The sequence below is a fragment of the Paenibacillus senegalensis JC66 genome, assembly GCF_000285515.1.
Taxonomy (GTDB): Bacteria; Bacillota; Bacilli; order Paenibacillales; family NBRC-103111; genus Paenibacillus_L; species Paenibacillus_L senegalensis.
The window spans coordinates 679,323-698,960 of the sequence record NZ_HE610958.1 but is presented as its reverse complement, the minus strand read 5'-3'; the positions used below and the strand labels follow the sequence as shown (position 1 = coordinate 698,960).

General features: G+C 49.2%; 19 protein-coding genes. 15 read left to right on the top strand and 4 right to left on the bottom strand.

Translation table 11 applies throughout. The features are described 5' to 3' along the window. Window positions 1–6: 6 nt before the first annotated feature. The 12 genes from PSHG_RS11530 (at window position 7) to pyrF (ending at window position 13,279) form a co-directional block, all read left to right on the top strand. The gene (locus PSHG_RS11530; protein ID WP_010272856.1) at window positions 7–1,659 is read left to right on the top strand and encodes a PucR family transcriptional regulator; all 1,653 of its coding nucleotides are present in this window, start codon (window positions 7–9) and stop codon (window positions 1,657–1,659) included. Between the two features lie 240 nt (window positions 1,660–1,899). Then, entirely contained in the window at window positions 1,900–3,186 is a 1,287-nt protein-coding gene (locus PSHG_RS11525) for a dihydroorotase (RefSeq protein ID WP_010272855.1), read from the top strand. Window positions 3,187–3,240: 54 nt separating this feature from the next. Continuing rightward, window positions 3,241–4,449: a phosphopentomutase gene (gene deoB / locus PSHG_RS11520; protein WP_010272854.1), complete on the top strand. Its 1,209-nt coding sequence runs from the start codon at window positions 3,241–3,243 to the stop codon at window positions 4,447–4,449. 205 nt (window positions 4,450–4,654) lie between these two features. Next, window positions 4,655–5,398 carry an ABC transporter ATP-binding protein gene (locus PSHG_RS11515; protein WP_010272852.1) on the top strand — a complete coding sequence of 248 codons (744 nt, stop codon included), beginning with the start codon at window positions 4,655–4,657 and terminating at the stop codon, window positions 5,396–5,398. Continuing rightward, window positions 5,398–6,168, top strand: a complete 771-nt coding sequence (locus PSHG_RS11510; protein WP_010272850.1) for an ABC transporter permease — start codon at window positions 5,398–5,400, stop codon at window positions 6,166–6,168. The genes PSHG_RS11515 and PSHG_RS11510 overlap by 1 nt, the downstream gene beginning before the upstream one ends. A 34-nt stretch (window positions 6,169–6,202) precedes the next feature. Beyond that, window positions 6,203–6,994, top strand: coding sequence for a nucleoside phosphorylase (locus PSHG_RS11505; protein WP_010272849.1), 792 nt, complete (start codon window positions 6,203–6,205; stop codon window positions 6,992–6,994). Between the two features lies 1 nt (window position 6,995). Continuing rightward, window positions 6,996–8,054 (top strand): ABC transporter substrate-binding protein, encoded by a 1,059-nt coding sequence (locus PSHG_RS11500; protein ID WP_010272848.1) that lies wholly within the window; start codon window positions 6,996–6,998, stop codon window positions 8,052–8,054. Between the two features lie 15 nt (window positions 8,055–8,069). Further along, on the top strand, window positions 8,070–8,843 hold the full coding sequence (locus PSHG_RS11495; protein WP_010272847.1) for an ABC transporter permease: 774 nt from the start codon (window positions 8,070–8,072) through the stop codon (window positions 8,841–8,843). Between the two features lie 275 nt (window positions 8,844–9,118). Next, complete coding sequence (locus PSHG_RS11490) at window positions 9,119–10,396, top strand: Zn-dependent hydrolase (RefSeq protein ID WP_010272846.1); 1,278 nt, start codon at window positions 9,119–9,121, stop codon at window positions 10,394–10,396. Further along, entirely contained in the window at window positions 10,393–11,178 is a 786-nt protein-coding gene (locus PSHG_RS11485) for a dihydroorotate dehydrogenase electron transfer subunit (RefSeq protein WP_010272845.1), read from the top strand. The genes PSHG_RS11490 and PSHG_RS11485 overlap by 4 nt, the downstream gene beginning before the upstream one ends. Continuing rightward, window positions 11,175–12,119, top strand: coding sequence for a dihydroorotate dehydrogenase (locus PSHG_RS11480; RefSeq protein ID WP_010272844.1), 945 nt, complete (start codon window positions 11,175–11,177; stop codon window positions 12,117–12,119). Before PSHG_RS11485 ends, PSHG_RS11480 begins: the two co-directional genes overlap by 4 nt. Window positions 12,120–12,289: 170 nt before the next feature. After that, on the top strand, window positions 12,290–13,279 hold the full coding sequence (gene pyrF / locus PSHG_RS11475; RefSeq protein ID WP_010272843.1) for an orotidine-5'-phosphate decarboxylase: 990 nt from the start codon (window positions 12,290–12,292) through the stop codon (window positions 13,277–13,279). A gap of 695 nt (window positions 13,280–13,974) precedes the next feature. On the opposite strand, the gene PSHG_RS30540 is transcribed toward pyrF, so the two are convergent. Genes PSHG_RS30540 through PSHG_RS27365 form a run of 4 tightly spaced genes read right to left on the bottom strand, consistent with a single transcriptional unit; the run spans window position 13,975 to window position 15,401 of the window. Next, on the bottom strand, window positions 13,975–14,133 hold the full coding sequence (locus tag PSHG_RS30540) for a hypothetical protein (protein ID WP_010272842.1): 159 nt from the start codon (window positions 14,131–14,133) through the stop codon (window positions 13,975–13,977). Further along, a complete protein-coding gene (locus PSHG_RS30535; RefSeq protein ID WP_157213450.1) occupies window positions 14,130–14,531 on the bottom strand; it encodes an ATP-binding cassette domain-containing protein in 402 nt (133 codons plus the stop codon). The genes PSHG_RS30540 and PSHG_RS30535 overlap by 4 nt, the downstream gene beginning before the upstream one ends. After that, entirely contained in the window at window positions 14,470–14,856 is a 387-nt protein-coding gene (locus PSHG_RS30530; RefSeq protein ID WP_157213449.1) for an ATP-binding cassette domain-containing protein, read from the bottom strand. The genes PSHG_RS30535 and PSHG_RS30530 overlap by 62 nt, the downstream gene beginning before the upstream one ends. Further along, a complete protein-coding gene (locus PSHG_RS27365; protein WP_262362333.1) occupies window positions 14,856–15,401 on the bottom strand; it encodes a PadR family transcriptional regulator in 546 nt (181 codons plus the stop codon). The genes PSHG_RS30530 and PSHG_RS27365 overlap by 1 nt, the downstream gene beginning before the upstream one ends. A gap of 117 nt (window positions 15,402–15,518) precedes the next feature. Between PSHG_RS27365 and PSHG_RS31860 the strand changes: the two genes are divergently transcribed. The 3 genes from PSHG_RS31860 to PSHG_RS11445 all read left to right on the top strand — a co-directional run bounded on the left by PSHG_RS31860 (window position 15,519) and on the right by PSHG_RS11445 (window position 19,604). Continuing rightward, complete coding sequence (locus tag PSHG_RS31860) at window positions 15,519–16,550, top strand: protoglobin domain-containing protein (RefSeq protein WP_010272839.1); 1,032 nt, start codon at window positions 15,519–15,521, stop codon at window positions 16,548–16,550. A 267-nt stretch (window positions 16,551–16,817) separates the two neighbouring features. Further along, window positions 16,818–18,314, top strand: a complete 1,497-nt coding sequence (locus tag PSHG_RS11450) for a sodium:solute symporter family protein (RefSeq protein ID WP_010272838.1) — start codon at window positions 16,818–16,820, stop codon at window positions 18,312–18,314. Window positions 18,315–18,491: 177 nt separating this feature from the next. Continuing rightward, window positions 18,492–19,604 (top strand): ROK family transcriptional regulator, encoded by a 1,113-nt coding sequence (locus PSHG_RS11445; RefSeq protein ID WP_010272837.1) that lies wholly within the window; start codon window positions 18,492–18,494, stop codon window positions 19,602–19,604. Window positions 19,605–19,638: the final 34 nt, after the last annotated feature.

Genomic DNA, 19,638 nt, shown 5'->3' with positions numbered 1-19,638 from the left:
AGCAGGATGGGAATTACAGTACGTAAAGCGATGGGAATTGGAGGGCTGGTCCAATGCCGGGTAGTTGCAGGCGAGCAAGGACTGGACAGAGAAATTGATCATATTACGGTGATGGAAGTGCCGGATGTGATTCAATGGCTGAAGGGACATGACCTCCTGCTTACCAGTCTGTATCCCATTAAAGACGATGAAGACAGCATACGCGCTCTCGTCGGCCAGCTGCAGGAAGTTGGCAGCTCGGCTCTGGCCATCAAAACGAGCCGATACGTGGATGAAATACCTGAAGTTATTCTTGAAGAAGGAAACAGGCTTAATCTGCCTATTATCGAGATTGATGCAGAGATCTCGTACTTGGATATTATGACACCGCTCATGGAGTTCATCTTGGGTCATCATGCTCATGAAGACCATCGTCTTGAAGTGTTCTTTCAATGGGTGACGGAGTTAGCCATGGGTGGGAAGGGGATCCCGGCGATGATCGAGGCCTGTGAGCAGATTACCGGAAACCGGATTACGCTGGAATCCGAACTGCCTGTGCTGGAAAGAAGAATCACCGTTGGGGAACCGGCTCCGCTAACCCGTCTTCAAAAAAATGAGCTCAGAATGAATAAAAGATCTATTCGTATGGCCCGTCTGTTGAACGGACAAGCGCTGGAATGTATCGTAGCCCCTTTAATGTTAAACGATGAGCTGTATGGATATGTTACCTGCTGGCCAACGGAGCATCCTTTCGAGGGCCGGGAGTTAGTCATACTTGATCGGATGATCCCTTTACTGGCATTGGAGTTTTTGAAGGTTAAGACGCGTTTTGATGTGGAGCAGGCGTTCAAGGACGATTTTCTGTCCGAGGTTCTAACCGGCCATGCCCAGGATGAGGATGAGGTGATTACCCGCGGGCATTTGTTTGGTTGGGATTTCAGCAAAGATTACCAGGTGCTGGCTATTTCTTTGCAAGCCGATAACGTGGATCGTGACGCGGTTCAGGCTCAGGAATTCAAACGAAAATGGCTGCAAAAAGTGCATGATCTGCTTGTTTTCAGTACAGCGAAGCCGATAATCGGGCAAAGGAAAGAGCATGTAATCGTATTGATCCAACTGGCTGAACTGCCTGATTTTCAAGGGGCGCTCCCGCCATCCGCTTCAGTAAGAGAACAGATTATAACGTTTGCCGATTATTTGCGAAAGCAGCTGTGCCAGGAATTTTCCGGTGCTTCCTGCACCATAGGAATCGGCAGGTTTTATCCAGGCTTGCAGGGGATTCAAGAAGGCTATAGCGAAGCGGTGCGCTCTATTCAGCTGGGCCGTTCGGTTTGGGGAAATAACAGCAGTATTTACTTTGGCGATCTTGGGATTTACCGTATTCTTAGCCGCTTCCATGACCGGAAGGAGCTGGAGGCGTTGTTTAATGAAACTGTGGGGAAGCTCGTGGATTATGATGAAAAGAACAATGCCAAGCTGGCGGAAACTCTGTTCCAATATTTCGCGAAGGATTGCAGTCTAGCGGAAACCGCGGATTCGATGTTTGTCCATGTCAATACGTTGAAATACCGGCTGCAAAAAATCGAGCAGCTCACCGGCTGTAGTGTTCATCGGGCAGAGGACCGATTGCGGCTGCATATCGGCATGAAGTTGTATCATCTTCTTCATACACAAGTTTAGACTTAAGCAGGATCTGGTAAAAAATCGGAGTGTTCCCTGAGAAGTTCACATGAAAAGTTAATTATAAGGTAGAAAATTAAGGATATAAAACGTAAAACAACCAAAACATGAATCGCCTTCCTTTTGTTTTGTTCAGGAAGACGAAAGTTGGTTGTTTTTTTTGTCTTTATGGACATTTCCATGCGGTTTTATTCTTGATACGATGCCTATATTCACAGAACAGAAGAAGGATGGGGTCCCATGAGAACGCTTATAAAAGGCGGGGAATTGATTAATCCTGCCGGAGGGTATCATCAAATCGCCGACTTGCTCATGGAGGATGGCAAAATTGTTCGCATCGGTCATCTGCCTGAGGAGATTCAAGCAGCAGATCACGTTATTGATGCTGCCGGTCTGCTGGTCGTTCCTGGACTAATCGACATTCACGTGCATTTCCGTGAGCCGGGCTATCCTGACAAAGAAACGATTGCCAGCGGTTCCCTGGCAGCTGCAGCCGGGGGATTTACTTCGGTAGTTTGCATGCCGAATACGAAGCCGGCGATCGATACCGCTGAAACTCTAACTTCTGTGTTAGAGGAAGGCAGGAAGAGCGCTGTTGTCCATGTCTATTCGTCAGCCGCGATCACCCGCGGGATACAAGGGGAGCAGCTGACAGATATGGAAGCGCTATTTCATGCCGGGGCGGTTACCTTCACGGATGACGGTCGAACTGTAGTCGATAGCTCAATTATTTATGAAGCATTTGTAACTGCAGCAAGACTGGGAGTACCGATTAGCTCTCATTGCGAGGATCACCGGCTGGTGACCGCTGGAGCGATAAATCGCGGTGAGATCAGCCGCCGTCTGGGTGATCCCGGCATTTCGCCCTTGGGGGAGGAGCTGATGATTGCGAGAGATCTGCTCCTCGCAGAAGAAACCGGAGCACGGCTGCACATCCAGCATGTATCAACGGCAAGGGGAGTGCAGCTGATTCGTGAAGCCAAGCGACGAGGCGTTCACGTAACAGCGGAAGGAGCGCCTCATCATTTCTCTATCACGGATGAGAAGGTGCTGGAATTCGGCGCACTGGCTAAAGTGAACCCGCCTTTGCGTACAGCTCAAGATGTGGAAGCAGTTGCGAGTGGGCTTGCAGACGGCACACTGGATGTCATCGCCACAGATCATGCTCCTCATACGGCGGCAGAGAAGCGGCTTCCCTTGGCCCAGGCCCCGTTCGGCATGGTTGGCCTGGAAACCTGTGTCGGCCTCACTTTTACTCACCTTGTGCATACCGGGAAGCTTTCGGTCGATGCCGCAGTGGCCAAGCTGACGATAGAGCCTGCCCAAATTATGAGCTTGCCCGGGGGGACCTTATCGGAAGGCGCTAATGCGGATGTCACCTTGATTGATCCAAACAAAGAATGGGTGGTAGAGCCGGAGGCGTTTCATTCCAAATCCACCAACTGTCCTTTTGCAGGCATGAAGCTGCGCGGCAAAGCTGTCGCCACTTTTGTATCTGGCCAATGCGTTTACAAAGAAGCAAGGTGAACCTGAAGTGAATGGATGGGAGCAGTTAAGTTCCAGACAAAGGGGGGAATTGACGTGACACCAGGAACAGCAAATCTACACAAACAGCCGAGGTTTGAGCGGGTGTTCACTATTGTGCTTGATAGTGTCGGAATTGGCGAGCTGCCGGATGCGGCCCTGTATAACGACCGGGGAGCCCATACTCTTGGCCATATCGCCGACTATGTCGGGGGTCTCTCTCTTCCGCATTTGGAAAGGATGGGCCTTGGCTCTATCGGGGAACAGATTCGTGGAGTAACCCCCGCAGCTAACCCTCAGGCTCATTACGGCAAAATGGCGGAGCTATCGGCAGGCAAGGATACCCTAACCGGTCACTGGGAGCTGATGGGCGTCAAATCGGAGACAGCATTTCAAACGTATCCGGAAGGTTTTCCCGAAGGGCTTTTGTCAGCGCTGCAGAGCCTCAGCGGCCGCAAGATCATCGGCAATAAGGCGGCTTCCGGGACGGAAATACTCGATGAGCTTGGCCGGCAGCATGTAGATACCGGAAGTCTAATCGTCTATACATCTGCCGATAGTGTGCTGCAAATTGCCGCTCATGAGGATGTGGTGCCGCTGAATGAGCTGTATCGCATATGTGAGCAGGCACGCGAATTAACTAGACAGCCGCAGTTTTTTGTTGCCCGGGTCATCGCGAGACCCTTTATCGGGGAAGCGGGCAGTTGGACCAGAACTGCGAATCGCCGAGACTACTCCGTAACTCCTCCTGCACGGACGGTGCTTGACGAACTGGCCTCCAAGAAATGGGACAGCATCGCCATCGGCAAAATTTCGGATATTTTCTCGGGCTCCGGAATTACTGAAGAGATCAAGACCAAATCCAACCGTGATGGAATGAGCCGGCTGTTGGATACGATGAACCGCGATTTCCAGGGGCTTTGTTTTCTCAACTTAGTGGATTTTGATGCCTTATACGGGCACCGCAGGGATCCTCAAGGCTATGCGCAAGCCCTTGTTGAATTTGACGAGGCGCTGCCGGATGTGATCAGCCAATTGCGAGGGACAGATCTGCTTATCATTACGGCGGATCATGGCAATGATCCCACTCATCCGGGAACCGATCATACCCGGGAGTATGTTCCCTTGCTCGTCTATCACAAAGGAATAACCGAGGGACGCAATCTGGGCGTGCTCCCGAGTCTGGCCGGCGTGGGCGCTACTATTGCGGAGAACTTCTATTGCAGGCTTCCCCGATATGGGACAAGCTTTTTGCCGCAATTGTAAAGTGCATATGAACAGATACAGGAGTTCATACTAACGAGCATAAGCATGCCCGTTTGTAAAAAAATGCCGCTTTCTAATTTTAAGCCGGCTTAGTGATCCGGACAATTTTTCGAATTTGTTTTTGTCTTTATGGACATATACGGTGTCGATTTATGTTGTATACAATGGACTTTGACGTGTTTCTAGAAAAAGGAGTGTTGAATCCATGGAACATCCGGCGATTCGCATTAATGATGTAAATAAAATTTATAGAGGCAGTGGAGGCAAAGAAGTCCAAGCCTTGACCAATATTAACCTTGATGTGAAGAATAGCGAATTCATATCCATTATCGGGCCATCGGGATGCGGTAAATCGACGCTTTTGCGCATATTGGCTAATCTCGACCAGCCGACTTCTGGGAAGATTGACTGGGCCAAATCGGCGGACCATATCGGCTTTGTATTTCAGGATTCTGTTTTGCTTCCTTGGAAGACGGTTTACCAAAACGCGAAGTTCCCGCTGGAAGTGAAAAAGATGGACTCCAAGGAGAATCTGGCAAATCTGGACAAGCTGTTGGAGCTGGCAGGATTGAAAGGGTTTGAAAATGCTTACCCGCGCGAGCTTTCCGGGGGAATGAAGCAGCGGGTGTCCATTGTCAGAGCGCTTTCTTACAATCCGGATGTACTGCTGATGGACGAGCCATTCGGTGCGCTGGACGCCCTGACCCGAGACAAGATGGGCATCGAGCTGATGCGCATATGGAATGAGACCAAGAAAACCATCCTGTTTGTTACGCACAGTATAGCCGAATCCGTTTTCTTGTCCGATCGGGTGATCGTAATGTCGCCCCGTCCAGGCAAAATAGATGAAGTCATGGATATAGACCTGCCCCGCCCGCGTACAGTAACGGTTAAGGAAACTCCGGAGTTTACTACCTACGTTAAAAAGCTAAGGGAAGTGTTGGGCTGATGAACAAAGTACGAACAGTTGGCGAGTATGTATTTGCCATTGGATTGCTAGTGCTTGTATGGCAATTATACATCGTATGGTTTGATGTCCCGGCTTATATTCTGCCTACCCCCAAAGATGTAGGTGTGGCTTTCTATGAAATGCTGGTCAGAGAGAATGTTCTCTTTCACTTCTCCGTTACTTCCGGTGAAGTGTTGGCCGGATTCGTGCTGGGCACACTGCTTGGCTATCTGATCGGCTACCTGATAGGAAAGGTTAAAGTAATCGAGGATGCGCTGATGCCGTATATCCTGCTGGCGCAAACCGCACCAAAAATCGCCTTGGCTCCTCTGTTTGTCATTTGGTTTGGTCTAGGTCTTGTATCCAAGCTTGTCCTGATTATATCCATGGTGTTCTTTCCAGTCATGCTGGGGGCTGTATTTGGCCTGAAAAGCATCACTTACAATATGAAATGCCTAATGCAGATTACCGGACTGAATTGGTGGCAAAGAATTTTTCAGGTAGAATTGCCACATTCGCTTCCGCAAATTTTTGCCGGATTAAAGGTAGGGATGGTCCAGGCGGTCATCGCCGCTATTGTGGCAGAGTGGATTTCGGGAGAAAACGGCCTAGGCTTTCTGCTCATTTATAACAGTACGACGTACAATTCACCAATGCTGTTCGCCACCATCATCTATACCATCCTTATCGGGGTCATCTTCTATGCTCTGATCAGTTTGCTGGAGAACAGACTCCTCTTCTGGCACGATTCCAAACAAATCAAATCCTAGCCTAAACGATTAGAGATCAAAGGAGCTGTGGAAAGTGAGTCACACATTTATCAACGCGGATTTTCCTTTGTACGAAGGGGACAAGGTACCGCATCTCCGTATAGCTGAAGGGGAAGTTGCTCCTTATGTGCTGCTTCCGGGCGATCCCGGACGGGTCGACTTGATTCAAAGCCACTTCGATGACTATAGGATTGTCGGCTCCAACCGCGAGTTTAAGGTAGGAACCGGACTGTATGAAGGGAATTCCATCTCCGTCTGTTCAACCGGAATTGGCGGACCTTCTACTGAGATTGCAGTTCTGGAACTGCTCCAGCTGAAAGCCAAGTATTTATTGAGGATTGGCGGGACCGCTGCGATACAGGAAGGGATTGAATGCGGCGATTTCATCATCAACACGGGAAGTGTACGTATGGGAGGCTCGTCCAACCATTATGCGCGACCTGAATACCCGGCTGTTGCCAATTATGAAATCGTACAGGCACTCGTAGAAAGCTGTGAAGAGCTGGGATTCGCCTATCATCTCGGAATTGGGGCAACAACCTCGTCCTTCTATCATGCACAGGGCCGACCGGTTAACAGTCTGAATTACAGCGCTGGCATTATTGAGGAAATGAAAGCATTAAACGTGCTTAACCTGGAGATGGAATCCGAGACTATTCTGACCTTGGCTTCCGTAATGGGCGCTTACGCAGGGACATTATGCGTCGTGCACTGCAACCGGATCACCAATCAGTGGCTTGTCGATTATGAAGAAAGCCAGTTGAATCTGTGTAAAGTGGCCTTACACGCCATTAACAAAATTATATTAAAAAAAGGGGATGTTTAAGTTGACGAAGACATGGATGAAGTTCATTCTGCCGATTGCCCTTCTTGCTCTAATTGTTGCGGCATGCGGCGGTGGGGGCCAGGGCGGAGGCAATGGCACAAACGGCGGCAATGGAGGCGGGACTCCTGAAGGCGAGGGAGGCGGCGATAAAAAAACCGTAACCATCCAGATTGATGGCGCTGCTGTTCCTTATTACGCACCGTTATATGTGGCGCATGAGCAGGGCTTTTTTGCAGAAGAAGGCTTGGAAGTTGAGTTTCTGTATGCTGCTGCAGCGGATATTGTCAAAAACGTAGCAGCGGGCAATGTGCAGTTTGGTTTTCCTAACGGAGACTCTGTTATTACGGCAAGAGCTCAGGATATCCCGGTTAAAGTCGTTCACACGACTTACCAGAACGGATTGGGAGCTACCATTTTCAAAAAGGATAAAGGCATTTCCACACCGGCTGACCTCAAAGGGAAAACAATTGGCGTAACCAGCTTCGGAAGTCCTAACTATATTCAGCTTCAGGTGCTGCTTGAGCAAAATGGAATGTCTATCGATGATGTCAATACGAAAATTGTCGGAACCGGATCGATCGTGAACGCTCTCGTAGCGGATGAAGTCGATGCGATTACGTTCTCCATGCTGAGAACAGTTGAACTGCGCAACAGCGGGGTTGAGGTTGAGGAATTCCGTTCCGATGAGTTCCTGCCATCCTTCGGTAACGTAGTGGTAACTTCGGACCGTTATCTGGAAAGCAATAAAGAGACGGTTATCTGCTTTAATAACGCATTGAATAAAGCACTTGACTATATTATTAACGGTAATGCCAGAGAAGCGATTGAGATGTCGATTGCGAAATACGCTCCTTCTTTTGAAGGCCGAGAAGATTTAACGGAAGAAATTTTTAATGAAGTGTTTATTCCTTACCTGTGGCAGAGTGAAGTGACTGAGCAGGAAGGATACGGCGCCTCCAAGCTGGAAAAATGGCAGGTAACTATCGATACGCTGAAGGAGTATGAGGTCATTAACAAAGATCTGAAGGCGGAAGACTTTGTTATTCCGAAACTACAGTAATGAAGGTGATGACTGATGAGTAAATATGGGCGCAAAGTAGCCCTGGCCGTCGCAACCTTCCTGTTGTTTCTGGCCGTCTGGCAGGGCTATGTATCCCTCTTTAACGTACCGGCTCATACCCTTCCAGGTCCGGGTGTGTTCGCCCAACAATTTATTAACTATATGACTGCTGGAGATATGCACACTCATATCGGCACCACCTTGTATGAAATCTTTATCGGATTTCTCGTTGGCTGCGTGCTAGGGTTGATTATGGGGTACATTCTGGCCAAGAGTCCGCTGTTAGAGCGTCTCTTTACTCCCTATGTTGTTCTGGCCCAAACAGCGCCTAAAATTTCTATCGCGCCGCTGTTTCTGCTCTGGTTCGGGCTGGGAGCCAGCTCCAAGATCGCATTGGTCATACTCGTCGTCTTCTTTCCAATTATGGTCAACACGGTTATTGGAATCCGGTCTGTGGAAAAGAACATGAGGGATCTGTTAAGAATCCTCAAGGCCAATCCGTGGCAGAGATTCATCTCGGTGGAGGCTCCGTTCTCTTTGCCCTCGATCATGTCCGGCGTTAAAGTGTCGACCACTTACGCGATTACAGGAGCCGTGATTGGAGAAATGATTGGAGCCAAGGCGGGCCTCGGCTATCTTGTCATTTTGGGAAGCGAGACGTACAATATTGGCCTTATTTTAACAGCTGTTCTGCTCTTGAGCGTCACGGGGCTGATCCTCTACCTGTTGACCGATTTCCTGGAAAAGAAGCTGCTGCACTGGCACGAAAGCCAAGAAATCGTTTTGTAAAACAACAAGCAAGCTCACCATCTACATTAAGCTGGCAATGGAGACAAGCCTCACTCCTTCATTGAAAAGATCTTTTGTAGATGGTGATTTCTTTTCCGGAAGCTTTAACTCACGTCCCGGATTTGTCTCGTAGGTGAGTTTTGTAAACAAGTCCGATTCTATTTTGTCTTATGAGCCAATAAATCAAAGGTTTTTTTGTCCTACAAGCCAACGATCTTGTTTCGCAAGCCAAGTATAATAGAAACACAGGTAAGGTTTTGGATGGAGTGAGAACCATGAATAAGATCCGTTTAGAAAAAACATTAGAGCAATTTAACCAAATCGGTGCTGCTTCCGGCAAGGGCATAACCCGGCTTGCCTATACACCCGAGCATGCGGAGGCGAACCGTTATTTCATAGAGCTATGCAAGCAAGAAGGAATGAATGTGAGAATCGATGCCTGCGGCAATGTTATCGCCCGACGGCAAGGGGCGGAGCCGGAGCTGCCAGCCGTGGCATGCGGGTCCCACTTGGATACGGTCCAGCAAGGAGGGCGCTATGACGGTACTGTAGGTGTGGTTGCCGCTCTGGAAGTGGTTCGCAGCCTTAATGATCGGCAGGTAGTAACGAGGCATCCGCTGGAAATTATTTCGTTTGCTTGTGAGGAATCGGCAAGATTCGGCGTATCTACGATTGGCAGCAAGGCGATGACAGGAAAATGGGTAAAGGCGGAGGCGGAAGGCTGGAAGGATAAAAACGGGATTTCCTTCAGGGAAGCGCTGGAGACCTGTTCTTTATCCATGGAGAAGGTGGAATCTGCACGCCGACAGCCGGAGGAGCTGAAAGCGTTCTTCGAGCTCCACATCGAGCAAGGCCCTTTACTGGAAAATAAACAGAAGGACATCGGGATCGCTATCGCCATCTCTGCACCAACCCGTCTGGAAGTGACTGTCCAGGGCAAAGCTTCGCACTCCGGCACAACGCCTATGATGCTGCGCAAGGACGCATTGCTCGGGGCTGCTGAAATTATTGCGGGAGTCGAGCGAGCTGCTTTGTCTGAAGCTGACAGGGGAACGGTGGCTACTGTTGGCGTATGCGAGGTGTCGCCCGGGGCGATGAATGTGGTGCCCGAATCGGTTCAGCTCCTGATAGATATACGGGGGACCGTAATAGAATCCAAGCGGGCCGTAGTACAGCAGTTGTCTGCTTTGTTTGGCAGCATCAGGGACAGAAGGGGGCTTGAGATTGCTTCCAGGGTGATTAGCGAGGAAATGCCAGTACTTCTTGCCGAAGAAACTGCGGCTTCGCTGGCTGATCACTGCAGGCGGCTGGAGTTATCCTATTTATATATGAACAGCGGTGCCGGGCATGATGCGATGAACATGGCAGACTTCTGCCCGACCGGTCTTATTTTTATTCCCTCCACTAACGGACTGAGTCATCATCCGGAAGAATATACCTCCATAGAGCATATTGCCAAAGGAACGCAGCTGCTGGAAGAAGCCTTGATTGAATGGGCTGTGCCCTGCGGTTCCGAACAGCAGTGTCCGCAAAGATGGGAGAGGATTTCATGAAAGCGATTATGGCAACGATACTATCTAACGAGCAAGTCAGCGACCGCTATTGGCATATGGTCGTAGACGCCTCTGCCTTGAATACCGAGGTCCGGCCGGGACAGTTTTTTAATGTCCGCTGCGGCGATCAGCTCCATCCTTTTTTACGGCGTCCCTTCAGCATTTACCGGATCAACCCGGACCGGAAGACGCTGGAGTTCCTCTATCTCGTCAAAGGCTTAGGCACACAAAGAATGACGGCAATGAAGGCAGGGGAGAAGATTGATCTCCTGGGCCCTCTTGGTACCGGATTTTCCTTGGAGCCTGGCTGGGATACGATTCTTCTTCTGGCCCGGGGTGTGGGAATCGCCACCTTGGCGGCGCTAGCGCAGGAGGCTGCCGCCAACAATGTGCGCAGCGTCGCAATCTTGAGCGCCAGGTCAAGGAATGATCTCCTGGCTGCTGAGCTGCTTCAAGGCTTTGGAGCAAAGGTATATAAAGTTACCGAGGAAGACGGAAACAGCAGTGTGGATGATGTGCGGCTGCTGATGAATAATATTTTTCAAGAGCATGAGATTAAGGCGGCTTTCACCTGTGGCTCCAAAAGATTGTCCAGGCTGATGCAGGAGATTTCAATGGAAAAAGGCATTCCGGCGCAAATCGCGTTGGAAGAGCACATGGGCTGCGCCATGGGCGTCTGCTTTGCGTGTGTATGTGATGTGCTGGATCAAGGGGAGACCCGGACTGTCAGGGTATGCAGGGAAGGCCCGGTCTTTCCGCTCGATAAGGTGGTGCTGGCATGAATGCGAAACGACATCAGCAGGAATCTCCATTGCCCGCATTGGATATGGAGGTACGGATTGGCTCCTTAACGCTGTCCAATCCGATTATGCCGGCTTCCGGAGCCTTTGGCGAGGATATGGATACTATAGTTGACTTTAACCGCCTGGGTGCTGTTGTGCCCAAAAGCATAACTAAGCATCCGCGCAAAGGGAACGCTACACCGAGAGTGTGCGAAACCTCTGCAGGTATGATCAACTCGATTGGCATTCAGAGCAAAGGCATTGATTATTATTTGCAGCATACGATTCCATATTACCGGCAGTATGATGTGCCGCTTATTGCCAGCATATCGGCAGATTCGGTAGAGGAGTTTGCTGAGATGGCGGCGGTGATCGGCAGTAGGGCGGGTGTGTCCGGCCTGGAGCTGAATATTTCCTGCCCTAACTTGAAAGGCAACGGCCAAGCCTTCGGATTGGATCCGGAGATCACCTGCCAGCTGGTAGGCCAAGTGAAGCAGGCCACAAGCCAGCCGATCATTGTCAAGCTGTCTCCCAACGTGACGAGCATTCAGGAGATTGCTCTTGCCGCGGAGCAGGGGGGAGCAGACGCACTGAATGTGGCTAATACCGTTCTCGCGATGGCGATTGACGTGCATACCCGCCGTCCGAAAATCGGCAATGTCATGGGCGGCTTATCGGGCCCGGCGGTAAAGCCGATCATTGTGAGAATGATCTACCAAGTAAGCCAGGTGACGAAGCTGCCGATTATTGGCTGTGGAGGCGTGATGAACGGAGAAGATGTCATCGAGATGATGCTGGCCGGGGCTACAGCCGTTCAAGTGGGCACTGCCAGCTTCATCAAACCGACGGCACTGACAGATATATTGGATGAAATTCAAGCCTACATGCGTCAGTATGGCATTACGAGTGTCCGGGACTTGATAGGCGGCGTTGTCGTTTAGTCGAAGAAGTGAAAAAATGCCGCAGGAGCTGCGGATCGTTTTACTCAACATGCGGATCGTTTTTTTTAACATTAATGTGGAATAAGCGACTTTGAAGCATGCACGAATTGTTTGCTTTTTGCAGGATTGGATTTGGAATTGCAACAATATCAGGGAAAGAAGGAGTCGCCATGGGCAAATCGTTTCTTAACCCACCTAAGTCACGCATTATTCTCGCCTTGGATACACCGGATAAACGAAGCAGCCATCGGGTTATGGAGCAATGCGCCGATATTGTGGACGCCATCAAAATTAACTATCCGCTTGTACTCACTGAAGGGCTGGGCTTTATCTCCGAGCTTAAAACGGAGTACGGCTTGCCGTTGATCGCGGATTTTAAGGTGGCCGATGCCCCGGTGACCAATAACCGCATAGCGCGGATGGCGAAGGATGCCGGTGTGGATGCTCTTATGGTCCATGGTTTTATTGGCGCTGATGCCATCATGGAAATCCAAGAAGTCGCCAAGGAAGAGATGGGCATCTTCGTCGTAACCGAGCTGACGCATCCCGGCGGTCTGGAGTTTACCCGCTCCTTCTCGGAGCCCTTTGCCCGCATGGCTGCCTATCTTGACTGCTTCGGCATTCAAGCTCCGGGGACGCGACCGGACCGGATTCAAGTGCTGCGGGACACGGTCGGCCCGGATATGACCATCATCGCCTGCGGAATTGGCGCCCAAGGAGGGACGCTGGAGACGGCGGTACAGGCTGGTGCCGATTACGGGATTATTGGCCGCTCGATCTATGAAGCGGATAATCCCCGCCAGGCTGCCATGGACTTGGCATTTTCCGAAGCTTTCCCCGCAACGGAACAGACTGGAAACGAGCTGCTGAAAGAGGTTCACGTCGTGCGTTATTGCTCGGAAACCGACAGCTATACGCTGCGAGCCGAGCCCGCCGATGAGATGCGGGATCAGGTAAAGCAGTTTGTGCAATACTGCCGCAGCCACGGGATCGGCCTGGAGCTGACGCAAAGCGAAGGAGTGCTGCTCAAGAAGAAGCGCAGTCTTATTCATGTGTACACAACAGGCTCCTGCCTGATCAGCAATTTGCCTTCCGCAGCGGAGGGGGAAAAGATTGCCCGCGATTTTATGCAGGAGGTCCGTACGGATATGGATGCCTAAGATAGACAAAGAATAGACAAAGAATAGGAAAAGAATAGGAAAAGAATTCGCCTTGGGCCCCGCTGCAGCGGCGATTGTATGCGGTTTTTCTGTGAAAATAACCCCCCGCGTATACTCACCGCATGATTAGCAATCTCGGGTAATCGTATCTCGATAACATGATTTGGAGCTTGTACGAAATTGCGTCTGAAACATTGACTGCAGTTGACTGCAGCTCCTTCGTAGCTTAAAGCCCGTGCATTTGTACGATACGTCATACAAATCTCGGGCAATCGCCCTTCAATCCCCTGCATTTGTACGATTTGTCATACAAACCTTGGGTAATCGCACCTCAATCCCCGTATTTGTACGACATTTCATACAAATCTCCGCTAATCGCACTTCAACCGGATGCATTTGTACGACATATCGTACAAAACGCAGGCAACAAGCCCGCGCAGCCCACGAACCCCGCCAACCTTGGCTATTTTCATACTGGAGTTGTTCCTGAGAATTCAATGGCATGACTGTTTTCGCAAACAATTACACATAAACTTTCGCAAACAATTCGCCTCGGGGCCGCTGGCCTCGGGTTGGCTGCTTGGGGTTTGCTTATTCTAGCTATCGGGCTGAACGGCCGCTTTTCGGACAGCCCTTTTTGCAAGGGAGAGGTGCTTCCTTGCTGTCCCAGCGAAAGGTGGCGACCGCCAGTGCAACTATAAGGAGGGTGAAGGCTGCCTTTCCTGATACTCCGGTGTATCCAAATATATGCCTAGACCGATAAAAAGGACTAGCGGGAAAATGAGGGAATAGAACAGCGTGATTTTATCCTTCAGCGCAGAGCTTAGCATAGCTGCAAATATAGTTCTTGTCATATGGCAGCCTCCTCTGTTTTTGCCATATACAGGTCTTCGAGCGAATCGAATTGATAGCGGCGGCAAAGCTCCTCCGGGGAGCCTTCCGCAACAAGGACTCCTTGATGAATTAACACAATCCGGTCTGCCAGCCGCCCAACCTCTTCCATGTCATGAGAAGTAAACGCAACAGCTGTGCCTTGACTGGACAATTGGCGAATCAATGCATGGATTTCCCTTCTTGCTCGCGGGTCCAAAGCTGCCGTGGGCTCATCGAGAAAAAGCAGCTTAGGCTCATGGACCATTGCGAGTGCGATGGCGAGACGCTTTTGCTGGCCTCCGGACAAACGTGCAGCCTCAATCTGTGCTGCTTCCTGCCAACCGGCCCAGCACAGCAGCTTCTCGCTCTGCTCTCGCAAAAGCCCGCCGCCGGTAAAAGGCTGCGAAAAGCTTCAGGTTGCCCGTGACCGTAAGCCCGGGAAAGAAGGGGGTGTTCTGCAGCTGCACCCCTACCTGGCTGCGATAGTCTTTGCACCAGTAGGCAATGCGCCCTTCGTCCGGCTGCTTTAGACCCAATAGCATATCCAGAGTAGTGGATTTTCCTGCCCCATTCGGTCCAATGACCGCTATGACTTCCCCTCTCCTAATTTCCAGTCCGATACCGTTGACTGCCGTGCGTTTTCCATAGCGCTTAATCAGCCCTTCCGCTTCCAACAAGGTTTCGGTCAACAGAGCTTTGTTCATCAGGAATCCTCCTTCTCCGGCGAATGATTGTCACTTACTTCCCAGGCTCTTTGCGTAGCTTGCTGTTCAGATAATGCCGCTTTCAACTTGTTTAAAAAGCTTAGGTGGAGCTCAAACTGATCGTACATATTGTCAAAGGAGAGCCGCACGTGCATGGGAAGCTCGCCGACGGCTGCGGTCTTTTGCCGTTCTCCGTCCATCAATTCAGCATATTCACGCTTCACTTCTGCTAATTGCTTTTCCAGGGCAGCTATGGCCTCATCAGTCGGTATCTGCTCCAGAAAAGACAGTCCTGAATATAGAACGGCAGGGAAGGCCATAGAAGAAGAGCTTAGCGACTCCAAAACCAGTTTTTTCAACTCTTCCTCGCCCTGTGGGGTAATTCGATAGATCGCCTTGGAGCTATGGCCGGTTTGCTCCACAGAATCCAGCTCTACTAAATGTTCTTTTTCCATCTTTTTCAGAGCATGATAGATCGATCCCGGCAATATTCCAGCCCATTTGTCACTTTGCAGCATTTGCAGGGTCTGATGAAGCTGATAAATGAATAAAGCAGAACAAAAATAACTGTGACAAATATCACAAAATCATAAAAATTAACGTGGTAAACTCCGATATATTAATAGATGATCTACTAGCACGGGGTGGGAAGGGGAACTTAAATGATACAGCTAACGGATGAGCGCAGGAGTCAGCTTGATTATATTGGAATTACAGAGGAAGACTTGGCTTTGCTGCAGAGCAAGGAAGAACAGTTCAAACGCATTGTCGATCAGCTCGTGGATGAGCTCTATGATAAAATATTAAGACAGCCGCAATTAAAGGATATTATTGATCGGCATAGTAATGTGGACAGGCTGAAGGAAACTCAGCGGTGGTATTTCCTGACACTTGCTTCCGGAGTTATCGATGAAGAGTTTATCGAGAAAAGGCTTCATATCGGTCAGGTTCATTCCCGAATCGGCTTAACCAGTGACTGGTATCTGGGGACCTATGCTCTGTATCTGGACATAGCCGCTGCTCATTTCAAGAAAGTGCTCCCTAATGAGTGGGTGCCAGTTATTCATGTATTGACCAAAATGTTTAACCTGGATTCGCAGCTCGTACTGGAGGCGTACCAGATTTCCGAAAAAGCAAGAGTGGAAGAGCTAGCCGAGGGGCAGGAGAAGCTGCTTCAAGGAATAAGCTCCTCTGTGCAGGACCTAGTCGCCATGATGGTCGAACTAAGCAGCAGCAGTCAATCTGTCGCGGAGATGGCTAATAATACGGTAGACTCACAGGAAAAAGCGAATCAATTGCTAGAAAGCTTGAATCATGAAATTCAAGATATACATATGATGGGGGAGATGATGCAGGAGATCTCAGATCAAACCCATCTGCTTGGCCTGAATGCGGCTATTGAAGCAGCCAGAGCAGGAGAGGAAGGCAGGGGATTTGAAGTCGTAGCCAATGAGGTGCGTAAGCTTGCCGCCCGCTCTAAGGAATCGCTTGATCAGGTGCAGGAGAAGCTCAGCTCGATACGCGCATCTCTGCAGCAAGTAGAGCAGGAGTCGGAACAGACTTCCCTGTATGCCAAAAACCAATCTACGAGCTCCCAGGAATTGGCGTCATTTGTCCAGATGATAGAAAGGATCACCATCGAGCTGGAGCAATTGAAGGACTCGGATGGAGTTGGTAAGAATAATACGGAATGAAACAATATAGAATAAAAGAATGAAGCGGATTTCGGTACTGATACCTGTGCAGTGCTGAAGTCCATTCTTTTTACCCAAACTTCTGCATACGCGGTCTAATTTTTGTCTATAATTAGATTTTGCCAATTGCGTGAACGAAAAATATGTGGTTTTTTAAATTAATCATATAATATGAATAATTGAAGGAGGCAGCGGATCTATTTTTTTTGCATACAAAGAAAGCGGTTACTTACACGTGATGTCAACTAAGAGCAGGAGGAATTAAAAATGAACACATTAGATTGGGTTACTATTGCTTGTTTTTTTGTTCTAATGGTCGTTATCGGCTTTGCCTCGTACAAAAAGGTACAGGGCTCCGATGACTTCTATGTGGCAGGAGGCAAGCTGCCTTGGTGGCTATCCGGGGTTTCCCACCATGTATCCGGATACAGCGGCGCTGTCTTTGTTGCTTATGCCGGTCTTGCTTACACCCACGGATTTAGCTTATATGTATGGTGGGCACTGCCTATTTTCATTGCGGTCCTGGCAGGTGCGTTTATTATGGCGCCTCGCTGGTCCAGATTGCGCACCAAGCTTAAAATTGAATCGCCTACTGAATATTTGGCCATGCGATATAATGTCCCGACCCAGCAGCTGATCGCATGGAGCGGAGTGCTGCTTAAGCTGCTTGATGTAGGGGCTAAATGGGCGGCAATCGGGATATTGCTTAATGTGTTTACCGGAATTCCTATTATTTACGGTATTCTAATCTCCGGTATTATTTCGCTGGTGTACATTACGATCGGCGGGCTGTGGGCTGACATCTGGACAGACGTGGCTCAATTTGCCGTAACCATTATTGCCGGATTTGTAATGTTCTTTATCGTTTTGAACCGCTTTGGCGGCGGGTTTGAAGGTTTTATGGGAATATGGGACCAATTGCCCGAGCAGAACAGTCAGTTCTTTAACGATCCGTATACATTAACCTATGTTTTAGTTTATGTATTCATCGTGTTCCTCAGCTATAACGGGGGAACCTGGAACCTGGCTACCCGTTACATTTCGTCACCTTCCGGCGGGGATGCCAGAAAAGCGGGCATTTTGTCAGCCGTCCTTTACTTGATCTGGCCTTTAATTATGTTTTATCCGATGTGGGCGTCACCACTGATTCTGCCTAATTTGGAAGACCCAACCCAGTCGTATGCGCTTCTGACTCAAGAATTATTGCCAGCGGGTCTGATAGGGCTGGTCTTGGCTTCGTTGTTTGCTGCAACGATGTCGATGACGTCTTCGGATGCGAACACCATTTCAGCGGTCATTACCAGGGATATTTTACCGATTTGCTTTAAGAAATTTAAAGACATGGGGCAGCGCAAATCGTTGAACGTCGCACGTATTACGACCTTCATTTTTACAGCGATCACTTTGGTAATCGGGATATTCTCGGAAAACTTTGGCGGTGTATTGGGGCTCTTAATTTCCTGGTTCGGTGCCCTCGTTGGTCCGATTGCGATTCCGATGCTGCTGGGATTAATTCCAGCATTCAAGCATAGTGGCTCCAAAGCTGCTATTTCCTCGCTCATCGCAGGACTTGCAATGTTTGTGATAACGAAGTATTTCATCGATGTTCCTTTGGCTGCTGAAGTCGGAGCTCCTGTCTTCACTTCTGCGATCATTTACATCGGAGCCGGATTATTGTCCAGAGATAAAGAAGTGAAGCCGGAAATTTTAGATATGCTTGAAGCCGTTAGCAAGAAGGAAGAGCCTGCGGCTGGCTCTAATTAACAATTTCATCCTTCCCTTCAAGCTGTACATGATTCGGGAATGGATGACAAACCGCGGGGGGAGCATCTCCAGATCCCTCGCGGTTTTTTTTGCTAAAACTTTAATAAGGGAAATGAGGTATCATTAACTAAGGGAAAGAAGTTTGTGGGAATTGGTTGATTTAGGTGGTGAGGACAAGTGTCGGTGAAAGGCCCACGCATTTTAAGAGAACAAAATCAGAAGAAGCTGCTGGCTTTGCTTCGGCGGCTAAAGCGCACTTCTAGAAAAGATCTGGTCAAGAAGATGGGGGTTAGCCGAAATACAGTGTCGCTTATTGTCGATCACTTTATTAAAGAAGGGGTAATAAAGGAAGTCGGGGTAGAGGATCCGGGAAGGGCAGGGCGGCCTACCATTCTGATAGAAATGAATCAACAAGCGTTTCAAGCGGTTGGATTCACCTTGTACCATAATAAAATCGAGTATATGGTTACCGACTATTTCCTAAACATATTAGAGGAAGGCACGCTCACGAATCCGTGGAAAAGCGGCAGGGAAGTGTCTGCCATTATAGTAGAGAAGATGAATGATTTAAAAACACGGTATGATGCGATTTTGGGAATAGGTGTCGGTGTGCCCGGAGTTGTCGATCCTTTCAAAGGGATCGTCAGTGAATCGACAAATTTGAAATGGTACAATGTAAAGCTCTATGAACTGTTGCGTGAATCGATAGATCTCCCGATCATTATTCAGAATAACGTAAACATGGCTTCACTGTGCTCGCTTGAGCTAGCAGATGGGAAGAGAGGCAGTCTTTTTTATATTCGCGTAGGCGAAGGGATCGGGGGCGCTTACTTGGGTGAACGCGCCCAATGGTGGGAGACAGGCAGAGCTGCAGCGGAGATTGGCCATATATCGGTAGATGCCCGCGGCCCTGTGTGCAGCTGCGGACAGCAGGGCTGCTTGGAGCGAATGATTGGTCTGAAAACTTATAACTCTTGGTTGAAAATAACTGATGGCCAGCCGCTATCCGAAAAAGAACTTAAACAGCGAATGGAAGTGGAGATGGCTGTATATGGAACGTATCTCGGTATTTCCCTGGTTAATGTCATCCATCTGCTAAACCCTGATAAAATTGTTATTGACAGTCCATATAATGTATATTCCGCTTTTCAGGATGCCGTAAAAAGACATTTAAGCGAAAATGCTTTGACCTTGCTTTATTCCAGAACCGCACTATGGTTTAACGATAAACCCTTTTCCCAATCTCTAGGTGCGGCCCATGCCGTAATACATCATTACGAAAGTTATTAATGAAAGGTTGGGAGTAAAAGCAAGCGTATTATAA

Excerpts from the sequence above, each read along its gene's own strand:
- PSHG_RS11530 (WP_010272856.1), top strand. The coding sequence starts at position 7 with ATGGGAATTACAGTACGTAAAGCGATGGGAATTGGAGGGCTGGTCCAA.
- PSHG_RS11525 (WP_010272855.1), top strand. The coding sequence starts at position 1,900 with ATGAGAACGCTTATAAAAGGCGGGGAATTGATTAATCCTGCCGGAGGG.
- PSHG_RS11515 (WP_010272852.1), top strand. The coding sequence starts at position 4,655 with ATGGAACATCCGGCGATTCGCATTAATGATGTAAATAAAATTTATAGA.
- PSHG_RS11510 (WP_010272850.1), top strand. The coding sequence starts at position 5,398 with ATGAACAAAGTACGAACAGTTGGCGAGTATGTATTTGCCATTGGATTG.
- PSHG_RS11495 (WP_010272847.1), top strand. The coding sequence starts at position 8,070 with ATGAGTAAATATGGGCGCAAAGTAGCCCTGGCCGTCGCAACCTTCCTG.
- PSHG_RS11490 (WP_010272846.1), top strand. The coding sequence starts at position 9,119 with ATGAATAAGATCCGTTTAGAAAAAACATTAGAGCAATTTAACCAAATC.
- PSHG_RS11485 (WP_010272845.1), top strand. The coding sequence starts at position 10,393 with ATGAAAGCGATTATGGCAACGATACTATCTAACGAGCAAGTCAGCGAC.
- PSHG_RS11480 (WP_010272844.1), top strand. The coding sequence starts at position 11,175 with ATGAATGCGAAACGACATCAGCAGGAATCTCCATTGCCCGCATTGGAT.
- pyrF (WP_010272843.1), top strand. The coding sequence starts at position 12,290 with ATGGGCAAATCGTTTCTTAACCCACCTAAGTCACGCATTATTCTCGCC.
- PSHG_RS30540 (WP_010272842.1), bottom strand. The coding sequence starts at position 14,133 with ATGACAAGAACTATATTTGCAGCTATGCTAAGCTCTGCGCTGAAGGAT.
- PSHG_RS30530 (WP_157213449.1), bottom strand. The coding sequence starts at position 14,856 with ATGAACAAAGCTCTGTTGACCGAAACCTTGTTGGAAGCGGAAGGGCTG.
- PSHG_RS31860 (WP_010272839.1), top strand. The coding sequence starts at position 15,519 with ATGATACAGCTAACGGATGAGCGCAGGAGTCAGCTTGATTATATTGGA.
- PSHG_RS11450 (WP_010272838.1), top strand. The coding sequence starts at position 16,818 with ATGAACACATTAGATTGGGTTACTATTGCTTGTTTTTTTGTTCTAATG.